The sequence below is a fragment of the Hymenobacter glacialis genome (assembly GCF_001816165.1).
Taxonomy (GTDB): domain Bacteria; phylum Bacteroidota; class Bacteroidia; order Cytophagales; family Hymenobacteraceae; genus Hymenobacter; species Hymenobacter glacialis.
In genome coordinates, this window is the sequence record NZ_MDZC01000014.1 from 133612 (window position 1) to 143701 (window position 10090).

The 10090-nt window shown below is 62.3% G+C and carries 8 protein-coding genes and 1 pseudogene; 7 read left to right on the forward strand and 2 right to left on the reverse strand.

All coding sequences use genetic code 11. The features are described from left to right. The first annotated feature begins 11 nt into the window (after window positions 1-11). The 6 genes and pseudogenes from BEN48_RS19890 (at window position 12) to BEN48_RS01235 (ending at window position 7364) form a co-directional block, all read left to right on the forward strand. Window positions 12-1355, forward strand: coding sequence for an efflux RND transporter permease subunit (locus tag BEN48_RS19890; protein WP_083320642.1), 1344 nt, complete (start codon window positions 12-14; stop codon window positions 1353-1355). Beyond that, window positions 1352-3244 carry an efflux RND transporter permease subunit gene (locus tag BEN48_RS19895; RefSeq protein ID WP_070732112.1) on the forward strand — a complete coding sequence of 631 codons (1893 nt, stop codon included), beginning with the start codon at window positions 1352-1354 and terminating at the stop codon, window positions 3242-3244. The genes BEN48_RS19890 and BEN48_RS19895 overlap by 4 nt, the downstream gene beginning before the upstream one ends. A gap of 183 nt (window positions 3245-3427) precedes the next feature. Further along, window positions 3428-4696, forward strand: coding sequence for a TolC family protein (locus BEN48_RS01225; RefSeq protein WP_070732114.1), 1269 nt, complete (start codon window positions 3428-3430; stop codon window positions 4694-4696). Continuing rightward, window positions 4674-4928, forward strand: a pseudogene (locus tag BEN48_RS20125) (heavy metal-binding domain-containing protein); the annotation flags it as partial. The gene BEN48_RS01225 and the pseudogene BEN48_RS20125, both read left to right, overlap by 23 nt. Window positions 4929-5005: 77 nt before the next feature. Beyond that, window positions 5006-6061: an efflux RND transporter periplasmic adaptor subunit gene (locus tag BEN48_RS01230; protein WP_070732116.1), complete on the forward strand. Its 1056-nt coding sequence runs from the start codon at window positions 5006-5008 to the stop codon at window positions 6059-6061. After that, window positions 6051-7364 carry an efflux RND transporter periplasmic adaptor subunit gene (locus BEN48_RS01235; protein WP_070732118.1) on the forward strand — a complete coding sequence of 438 codons (1314 nt, stop codon included), beginning with the start codon at window positions 6051-6053 and terminating at the stop codon, window positions 7362-7364. The genes BEN48_RS01230 and BEN48_RS01235 overlap by 11 nt, the downstream gene beginning before the upstream one ends. 264 nt (window positions 7365-7628) lie before the next feature. Here BEN48_RS01235 and BEN48_RS01245 read toward each other — a convergent pair whose 3' ends face one another. Both BEN48_RS01245 and BEN48_RS01250 read right to left on the reverse strand, forming a co-directional pair. Then, a complete protein-coding gene (locus tag BEN48_RS01245) occupies window positions 7629-8315 on the reverse strand; it encodes a haloacid dehalogenase type II (protein WP_070732122.1) in 687 nt (228 codons plus the stop codon). 425 nt (window positions 8316-8740) lie between these two features. Next, window positions 8741-9337 carry a carboxymuconolactone decarboxylase family protein gene (locus tag BEN48_RS01250; protein WP_070732124.1) on the reverse strand — a complete coding sequence of 199 codons (597 nt, stop codon included), beginning with the start codon at window positions 9335-9337 and terminating at the stop codon, window positions 8741-8743. A gap of 174 nt (window positions 9338-9511) precedes the next feature. On the opposite strand from BEN48_RS01250, the gene BEN48_RS01255 reads away from it, so the two are divergent. Beyond that, window positions 9512-10012 carry a hypothetical protein gene (locus BEN48_RS01255; protein ID WP_125932416.1) on the forward strand — a complete coding sequence of 167 codons (501 nt, stop codon included), beginning with the start codon at window positions 9512-9514 and terminating at the stop codon, window positions 10010-10012. The last annotated feature ends 78 nt before the right edge of the window (window positions 10013-10090 follow it).

Consider the following 10090-nt stretch of genomic DNA (forward strand, 5'->3'; position numbering starts at 1 on the left):
CCTGCTTTTCTATGGTTAACAATCTCATTGCGTTGGCGTTGCGCAACCGCGTGCTGGTGCTGCTGGTAGCGGCTGGCCTCTTTGGCTGGGGCGTGTACTCCATGCAGCGCAACCCCATCGACGCCATTCCGGACCTGTCCGAAAACCAGGTGATTGTATTTACGGAGTGGACCGGCCGCAGCCCGCAGGTGATTGAGGACCAGGTTACTTACCCGCTCGTTTCCAATCTGCAGGGGGTGCCGAAGGTGAAGAATATCCGGGGTACCTCGATGTTCGGCATGAGCTTCGTGTACCTGCTCTTTGAAGACGACGTGGACCTGTACTGGGCCCGCGCGCGGGTGCTGGAGCGCCTCAACTACGCCCAGCGTTTGCTGCCGCCGCAGGTAACGCCCACCCTCGGGCCTGATGGCACGGGGGTGGGCCACGTGCTCTGGTACACGCTCGACGCCAAGGGCATGGACCTGGGCGAGCAGCGCGCCCTGCAGGACTGGTACGTGAAATTTGCCCTCCAAACCGTGCCCGGCGTGAGCGAAGTGGCCTCGTTTGGCGGCTTCGAAAAACAATACCAAATCAACCTCGACCCCACCAAGCTCAACTACTACCGCATTCCGCTGGGCGAGGTGCTGCGGGCCGTAAAGTCCAACAACAACGACGTGGGCGGCCGCAAGTTCGAGCTCAGCGACATGGGCTACATAGTGCGCGGGCTGGGCTACATCAAGTCGATTGCCGACGTGGAGAACATGCCCGTGGGCACCTACCAGTCGGTGCCGGTGCGGGTGAAGGACGTGGCCACGGTGCAGATGGGCGGGGATATCCGGCTGGGTATTTTCGACGTGAACGGGGAGGGCGAGGCCGTGGGGGGCATTGTGGTGATGCGCTACGGCGAGAATGCCGACCTCGTCATCAAGGCCGTGAAGGCCAAGATGGCCGAGGTGCAGAAGGGCCTGCCGCCGGGCGTCAGCTTCTCCATTGCCTACGACCGCAGCACGCTCATTGAGAAGGCCGTGGCTTCCATCCAGGGCACCCTGCTGGAGGAGATGCTGGTGGTGTCCATTATCGTGCTCGTTTTCCTGTTCCACTGGCGCAGCGCCCTGATTATCCTCGTTCAGATGCCGCTCTCCATTGTCATCGCCTTCATTCTGCTCGAAGCCTTCGGCGTGTCGTCCAACATTATGTCGCTCACCGGAATTGCCCTGGCCATTGGGGTGATTGTGGACGACGGCATTGTGGTAGTTGAAAACGCCTACCGCCACCTCGCCGATGCCCAGGCCGCCGAAGAGGCGGGCCTGCCCCCGGCCACTGCCGCTGCTCCGGATGCCAGCGCCGCGCCTGCCCCTAATACCCCCGCCGTATGACCCGCGAAGAACGCAGCCGCATTATCCTGAAAGCCTGTCAGCAGGTCGGGCCGGGGGTTTTTTACTCCTCCATTATCGTCATTGTGTCGTTTCTGCCGGTGTTTTTGCTTACCGGGCAGGAGGGCAAGCTGTTTTCGCCGCTGGCCTGGACCAAGACGTTTATCCTGCTCGTCGATGCCTTCGTGGCCATCACCGTGGGGCCAGTGCTCATCAGCTATCTGCTGAAGGGCAAGCTCAAGCCCGAGAGCAGCAACCCGCTGGGCCGGTTTCTGGGGCGGCTGTACACGCCGCTGCTGAACTGGTGCCTGCGCTGGCGCAAAACCACGCTGGCCATTAATATCATCGCCTTGCTCATCAGCGTGCCGATGCTGCTGAGTCTGGGCACCGAGTTTATGCCCCCGCTCGACGAAGGCAGCATCCTGTTTATGCCCGTGACGCTGCCCGACGTGTCGAACACCGAGGTAAAGCGCATTCTGCAGGTGCAGGACCGCATCATCAAGGCCACGCCCGAGGTGGCGCACGTGCTGGGCAAGGCCGGCCGGGCCAACACGGCCACCGACAACTCGCCAATTTCGATGATTGAAACCATCATCCTGCTCAAGCCCCGCGACCAGTGGCGCGACGGGATGACCAAGGCCAAAATAGTGGACGAGCTCAACGGCAAGCTCCAGATTCCGGGCGTGGTCAATGGCTGGACGCAACCCATCATCAACCGCATCAACATGCTCTCAACCGGCATCCGCACCGATGTGGGCGTGAAAGTGTACGGCCAGAACCTCGATTCCATTTACGGGCTGGCCACCCGCATCAAGCAGCAGCTCGACGGCGTGCCCGGCGTGAAAGACCTGTACGTGGAGCCCATTACGGGGGGCAAATACCTGGACATTGCCATCCGCCGGGACGAAATCGGCCGCTACGGCCTCAGCATCGACGACGTGAATTTGCTCGTGGAATCGGCTCTGGGCGGCATGCCGCTCACCACCACCATCGAGGGCCGGCAGCGCTTCAGCGTGAACGCCCGCTTTGCCCAGGACTTCCGCAGCTCGCTGCCCGCCATCCGCAACCTGCAGGTGCAAACGCCCGGTGCGGGTCCCATTCCGCTCTCGGCCGTGGCCAATATTCGGGTGGCCGAGGGCCCGCCGATGATAAACTCCGAAAACGCCCTGTTGCGCGGCACGGTGCTGTTCAACGTGCGCGGCCGCGACCTGGGCGGCACCGTGGAAGACGCCAAGCAGCAGCTCGAAACCCTGCTCACCAAGCTGCCCAAAGGCTATTTCCTGGACTGGAGCGGGCAGTATGAAAGCCAGTTGCGGGCCACGCGCACGCTGCAGCTCATACTTCCCATCGTGCTGGTCATCATTTTCGGGGTGCTCTATTTCACGTTTGGCTCGCTGAAGGAGGCGTTTTTCAACATCATCACCGTTCCGTTTGCGCTCATCGGCGGGGTGTTCATCGTCTACTTTTTCGGCATCAATCTGTCGGTGGCCGTGGCAGTGGGCTTTATTGCCCTGTTCGGGCTGGCCGTCGAAACCAGCATTCTGATGGTGATTTACCTTAACGAAGCCATGCAGAAGCTGGTGGCCGAAAAAGGCAACTCCCGCGAAACCCTCACCAACGCCGACATCCGCGCGGCCGTGATGGACGGGGCCACCAAGCGCCTGCGTCCCAAGATTATGACCGTATCGGTGTCGCTGTTCGGGCTGATACCGGTGCTGTGGGCCACGGGCGTGGGGGCCGATGTGATGCTGCCCATCGTGCTGCCGCTGATTGGGGGCGTGTTCACATCCTCCATCCATATCCTGCTGGTGACGCCAGTAGTGTTTGAAATGACCAAAGAGTACGAACTGCGCAAGCACGGCCGCCTGGAAATCCCGGCAATTACTCATTAAGTGCTTATCCGAACAGGTAAAATCAGAACGTCATGCTGAGCTTGTCGAAGCATCTCTACCGCTTCGTACTCACGCCAAACCTCACCCCCGGCCCCTCTCCAAAAGAGAGGGGAGCCAAGCGAAGCGGTAGAGATGCTTCGACAAGCTCAGCATGACGGTTCGAATATTCTGAAATTCAATCCAATGAAATTCTACTTCATCTCACTGTTGCTGCTGCTACTATTACTGCTCCCGCACTTAGGGGCGGCCCAGGACGGCACGTGGCCCCGCTTGCCCCTCGATTCGGTCCTGCGCCGTGTGGACCGCGACAACCCCAGCCTGCGGCGCTACGAGGCCCGCGTCGGGGCTGCCGAGGCCTACGCGAAAGGGGCCCGCACCTGGGCCCCGCCCACGGTGGGTGCCGGCCCCTTCATGATGCCCTACAACCCGCCCCGCGCCAACGAAAACGGCCCGGCAATGCGGCGGGGCTCCATCATGCTGTCAGTCGACCAGAATATTCCCAACGGGGCGCGGCAGCGGGCTAATGAGCGCTACCTGCAAAGTCGCACCGGCCTGGAGCAGGAAAGCCGCGCCTACGAGCGCAACCAGCTGCTTGCCGATGCCCGGCAGCACTACTATAGCTGGGCGCTGCTGCTTAAAAAACAGCGGATACTCGATGGGAGTGAGGAGCTGCTGCGCTTTATTATCCGCTCCATTGAGCTGCGCTACAAATACGGTGGCGAGAAGCTCAGCGACGCCTTCCGGGCCAAGGCCGAGCTGCAGCGCCAACAAGCCCAGGAGCTGGAGGTGCAGGGCCGCATCGACGAACGCCGCATCGCCCTGAACACGCTCATGAACCGCCTCCCCAACGAGCCGTTTGACATCGACTCCGCCTACGCCCGCCCCGACTACCGCACCGCGCCCGACACGGCCACCCTGGCCCGCTCCCGCAGCGACGTGCGCCGCCTCGACCAGACCCTGGCCCGCACCCGCCTGCAGCAGGAGCTGGAGTTCACCAGCCGCAAGCCCGAGTTTGGGGTGCGCTACCAGCACATGAACGCGCTGGGGGGCAATAATCCCAACCTGTACACCCTGCAAGGGATGGTGTCGATACCGATTGCGCCCTGGGCCGCCCGCGGCTACAAGGCCAACGTGGCAGCCCTGGGTCTGGAAGCCGTAGCCCTGCGCGAAGAACGCGCCGCGCTGGTCGCCCAGGCCACCGGCAAGGCCTCGGGCCTGCTGGCCCGGCTGCAGGCCAAAGCCGGACAGATAGCGCTGTACGAGCAGCGCATCGTGCCGGCCGTGCTCAAAAGCTACCGCGCCACCCTGCTGGCCTACGAGCAGAATACCGAACAACTCACCGCCGTGCTGCAGGCCTGGGAGGCGCTGCGCGCCTCCCGCCTCGAAGCCGTGAATCAGGAACTCGAATACGTGCAGCTGCAAACCGATTATGAGCGTGAAATTGAAAAATAGCCCCGTCCGCGCTGCTGCGCGGTGCCGCCCGTTGCGGTGGCTGGCCGGCCTGGGCCGGCTGGCCGTGCTGCTCGCGGGGCTGGCCGCCACGGCCTGCTCCGGCAAGCCGGACGCTCCGACTAGCGACCCGGCCGCTACCGCCCCGGCGGCGGAGGCAGCCGTGTACACCTGCTCCATGCACCCGCAAATCCTGCGAGACGAGCCCGGCGACTGCCCCATCTGCGGCATGAACCTGGTGAAAAAAGCCAGCATGATGACCACGGTGCCAGTTCCAGCGGCCTCGGCTAGCGGCCCCGCTGCGGGCGCACCGTGCCCGCCCCCGACGAGCAGGTGCTGTCGCAGGTGCAACTGGTGCAGCCTTCTCCAACGGCCGATTCGGCGGCAACTATCATCGCGCCGGGCACTATTGCCTACGACCCCCGCCGCTTCGAAAACGTGGCCGCCCGCTTCGGTGGGCGCATCGAGCGGCTGTACGTGCGCTACCAGTTTCAGCCGGTGCGCGCCGGCCAGAAGCTCTTCGATATCTACAGCCCCGAGCTGGTGACCGAGCAGCAAAACCTGTTGTTTCTGCTCAAAAACAACGACCCCGACGACCGTGCCCTGCTCAACGCCTCGCGCCAGAAACTGCTGCTGCTGGGCCTCACGGCGGCGCAGGTGCGGGCCGTGGAGCAGCGCGGCCGGCCGCAGCTGAGCGTAAGTGTATTCAGCCCCGTGAGCGGCTACGTAATGGAAACGGGCCCTGCCACTGCGGGTGCCCCGGGTATGAGCCAACCGGGCAACCCAGCCCCCGCCGGTATGGCCCTGGAGCAGACCGCACCGCTCGCCATTCAGGAAGGCCAGTACGTGGAGCGCGGCCAGCGCGTGCTGCAGGTAGTCAACATAGACCAGGTGTGGGTGCGCCTGCAGCTCTACGCCCGCGACGTGGCCGCCGTGCAGCCGGGCCAGCCCGTGGAAATTTCGCTCAACGACCGGCCCCAGGCACCGGCCTTGCATGCCCGGGTGGCTCTACTGGAACCCGTACTGGCCGGCGACGCCGCCACCGTAACGGCGCGGGTGTACCTGCCCAACCCCGGTGGGCAGCTCAAAATCGGGCAGCTCTTGACGGGCCGCATCACGCCCCCGGTGGCTACTGCCGGCCTATGGGTGCCGGCCACGTCTGTAGTCGACCTCGGCACCCGGCAGGTGGTGTTTCGGCAGCAGACCGATAGTCCGCGCCTGCTGGCCGTAGCCGTGGTAACCGGCGCCCGCCGCGGCACGCAGGTGCAGGTAGTGCGCGGCCTGCGCCCCAACGACCGGATTGCCGAAAATGGCCAGTACCTGGTCGATAGTGAATCCTTTATAAACCCCGTGGCCGATGCGCAGTAACTGGAAAAACCTGCGAACTATAGCCCTGCTGGCACTCGGCCTCGGGCTGGCTGCCTGTGGCCGCTCCGACGACCCCGCCACCGCCTCCGCCCCCCAGGCCGATGCCACGGCCACATCGGCTACGGCTGCGCTGGGCCGCTATTACACCTGCTCCATGCACCCGCAGGTGCACCAGGACCACCCCGGCGACTGCCCCATCTGCGGCATGGACCTGATTGCGGTAAACAAGCCCACGGCCAGCGCCGAAGGCAGCGCCCGCACTCTGCAACTGAGCGCCGAACAGGTGCGGCTGGGCAATATTCAGGTGGCCAAAGTGGGGCAGCCAGGCTCCGCAGACGGCACCAGCGGCGCGGCCCCGGTCACTGGCCAGCGCCTCACGGGCCGGGTGGTGCTCAACCCCGAAAACCTGGTGCAGGTGAGTGCCCGCGTGCCCGGCCGCATCGACCGGCTCTACGTGCGGGCCACCGGCGAAACCGTGCGGGCCGGCGCGCCCCTGTTTGCCATCTACAGCGAGGAATTGCTGAAGGCCCAGCAGGAACTGCTGCTGGCTCAGGCGCAACTGCGCGAAACATCACAAATAGACTACGCTCCCCTGGCCGAGGCGGCCCGCACCAAACTGCGCCTCTGGGGCATGAGCGCCCGCCAGATAGCCACGCTACTGCGCTCGGGCAAAGTGCTGAACCCGATGCCTTATTTCAGCCCCCGCAGCGGCATCGTGCAATCCCTCGATATCCGCGAGGGCGACTACGTGAGCGAGGGCACCGCCGTACTCCAACTGGCCGATTTAAGCTCGGTGTGGGTGGAGGCCCAGCGCTACGCCTCCGACCAACCCCTGCGCGATGGCCAAGCCGTGCAGGTGTCCTTTCCCGCCTTTCCGGGCCGCGTAGTGTCAGGCCGGGTAAGTTTCAGCAGCCCCGAACTGGCCGGTGAAAGCCGGGTGGCGCTGGTGCGGGTCCGAATTTCCAATCCGCAGCAGCAGTACACGCCTGGCCTACAAGCGGTGGTCGAAACCGTGGGACCGGTGAGCCGGGCGCAGCCGGAAACAGTCAGTAGCCTTCGGGTGCCTATCGAGGCCGTTTTGCAGGAGTCGGCCGGCAGCAGTTTGTGGGTGCGCATGCCCGATGGCCGCTTCGAAAACCGCATGGTAAAGCTGGGACCCCAGACCGGCCAACAGGTCGAAATTCTATCCAACCTGAAGGCTGGGGAGGAAGTCGTGGTGAATGGCGCTTACCTGCTCAACAGCGAATACATCCTGCAAAAAGGTGCTACGCCCATGGCGGGCATGGAAGGCATGAAAATGTGAGTAGCGCAGGTGAATGGGGGGCTTTCTGAAGCAATTGCGTTCAAGCCTTGCCCCGATCTATAAGAACGTCATGCTGAGCTTGTCGAAGCATCTCTCCCGCGCCGCCTGTCATGCTGACGAAGGAAGCATCCTATCACCGGAGAACGAATCGTTGCGGGGTGATAAGGTCCTTCGCAGGCTCAGGATGACAGGCGGCGCGGGAGAGATGCTTCGGCAAGCTCAGCATGACATTCTTGTTACTTCATGCAAGCCATACCCAGCCGCCTAGCCTATAAGCTGGCGGGCAATGTCAGGCAGGGTGGGGCCGATGAGGGTAGGCGCGGGGGCCAGGGGGTACACCTGCTGGCCCGGGCGCGAGATAAACGCGGCCTGCAGGCCCGCCAATTGCGCGCCAGCCGTATCCCAGCCGTGAGCGGCCACCAGCATCGCCTGGGCGGGTTCTACCTTCAACTGCTTGCAGGTGCTGTGGTAGGTTTCGGGGTGGGGCTTGTAGCGCTTTAGCGAATCGATGCTGAGCAGTTGCTCGAAAAAGTCGGTGAGGCCGGCGTAGGCCATCTGCTTCTTCACCGTGGCATCGGGCGAGTTGGTGAGCGTAACCATGCGGAAGCCCGCTTTTTGCAGCGCCGTGAGGCCGGGAATGATGTCGGGGTGCGGGGGCAGCTCGGTAATGAGGGTGAGGATTTCCTTTTTGCGGGCCGCGGGCCGGGCGGGTTGGCCCATAGCCTGCGCCAGCATATCGAGCGCCGCGTCGCCAATCTGCCCGAAGTTGTGGTAGTTGCCAGTCACGGTATCAACCAGCGAGTATTGCAGTAGCAGCGCGAACCACTGTTTGAAGGCCGTTTCCGACTTGAATTCCTGATTGACGGCCTGCTGCAGCTTGCTCAGGTCGAGCATGGTTTCGTTGACATCGAAAATCAGCAGCTTGGGGCGGGGGGAAGCAGCACTACTCATGGCGGATAGGGGAAAAGGCACGGCCGCAGCGGCAGTAGCCAGGGCAAGGGATGATAAAACAAAGCGACGGGTAACCATGCGCCTGCTTACGCAGCCCCGCCGCATGGGGCTGTGCCGGGGAGCATTTTTCTGCTCAACCCAAGTCAGTTAAAAAGCTCCCAGAGGTGAACTCGGTGCACACAATAGATTCTAGGACCGTCATGCTGCGCGCAGCAGAAGCATCTCTACCGCTTCATTGAAGGCCGGCCCCGCGAGACCTCACCCCCTGCCCCTCTCCAAAAGAGAGGGGAGCCTGAAAATCCAAACCAAGCATTTCCGGTGCCCCCTCTCTTTTGGAGAGGGGGTCAGGGGGTGAGGTTTACGCGTGAACGAAGTAAGAGAGATGTTTCGGCTCCACTCAGCATGACATGCTCGGTGGAGCAGCGTTAAGCGTGTTTGCCCGGCGACCAGCCTTGGCCGGCGAGGTGCTGTTGGCCAGCGGCCACAGCTCCGGCTTCCAGGGTAGTGCCCATTGAGTCGTTCCAGCGGTTGAGAAAGCCGAAGAGGCTCACGACTCCCAGAATTTCCACAATTTCTCCTTCGTTCCAGTGGGCTCGCAGTGCATCATTTAGCTCATCGTTCACGGCGTTGGGCACGGCCGAGGCGGCCACGGCGAAAGCCAGCGCCGCCCGCTCGGCGTCATTAAATGCGGGGTGGGTGGCAAATTCCCAGATGTGGTCGAGCTGCTCCTGCGGAGCGCCGTAGCGCTCGGCAGCCAGAATAGTGTGGGCCTGGCAATATTGGCAGCCCGCCGCGTGGCTGCTCAGGTAGCCGATGAGCCGCTTCAGGGCGCTGGTAACGCGGCCGTGATTGGCCATTACGGCCTTGTTGAGCTCAATAAAGGCCGTGGCGATGGCCGGCCGGTGCTGCATGGTGAGCACGCTGTTGGGGCAGAAGCCGAGGGTTTCGTTGAAGAACGTAGCCAGCTGCGCTACTTCGGGGTTGGCAGTAGGGCTCAGGGGCGTAACGAGGGGAGCGGACATGGGCGGACGGGTAATGAAAAGTGGAGCATGGACGAATGCACAAAGCTGCACCAAATCCCGGAAGCCGGGCCCGCGGGCGGGGTGGTCGGCGCGCCCAACAACCTTATGCCGGTCCGCGCAGTTTCTGCCATTACGGCTGCGCCCAACCACGCCCGGGCCTCGTATGCTTTCTTCATGATTATCGAACGAAAAACCTTTGCCTACCGGGGAAAAGTCATCATCGAAAAGGTGCTCATTAGTGCCCCTTATCGCTACGAGGCTATTTTTCACAACGAGGGCTGCTTTATTCAGATAAGGGGCGCGGGCACCAAGCTGCTGTCGGTGGAAGACAACCTGCTGATAGAAAACCAGGAGGCGGTGCTGATGAAATGCGGCAATTATTTTCTGGACTTTGTTACTAAAATAGCCGGCGATACAATCGAAGTATTGGCCATCCATTTATACCCCGATATTCTCAAGCAGATATACAGCACCGAACTGCCGGCCCTGATTGAAAAGCGGGCCTACGTAGGCAAAAGCGCGGTTATTGCCAATGAAAGCGTGATTTCGCGGTACATCGAATCATTGGAATTTTATTTCCAAAACCCGGCGCTGGTCAACGACGATTTATTGGAATTAAAAATAAAAGAATTGGTATTGCTGTTGGTGCAGACTAAGAAGCTGTTTAGGAAGTAGCCAGCAGCGCGCAAAACAGAAAAGACTTCCAAAAAAGCGGGAAATTTGAGGTGCGACCCATCTCCTTTCCCTCCCTCA

Bases quoted from the DNA above. Each gene is read 5' to 3' on its own strand.
- BEN48_RS19890 (WP_083320642.1), top strand. From the start codon at position 12: ATGGTTAACAATCTCATTGCGTTGGCGTTGCGCAACCGCGTGCTGGTG.
- BEN48_RS01225 (WP_070732114.1), top strand. From the start codon at position 3,428: ATGAAATTCTACTTCATCTCACTGTTGCTGCTGCTACTATTACTGCTC.
- BEN48_RS19895 (WP_070732112.1), top strand. From the start codon at position 1,352: ATGACCCGCGAAGAACGCAGCCGCATTATCCTGAAAGCCTGTCAGCAG.
- BEN48_RS01245 (WP_070732122.1), bottom strand. From the start codon at position 8,315: ATGAGTAGTGCTGCTTCCCCCCGCCCCAAGCTGCTGATTTTCGATGTC.
- BEN48_RS01235 (WP_070732118.1), top strand. From the start codon at position 6,051: ATGCGCAGTAACTGGAAAAACCTGCGAACTATAGCCCTGCTGGCACTC.
- BEN48_RS01250 (WP_070732124.1), bottom strand. From the start codon at position 9,337: ATGTCCGCTCCCCTCGTTACGCCCCTGAGCCCTACTGCCAACCCCGAA.
- BEN48_RS01255 (WP_125932416.1), top strand. From the start codon at position 9,512: ATGATTATCGAACGAAAAACCTTTGCCTACCGGGGAAAAGTCATCATC.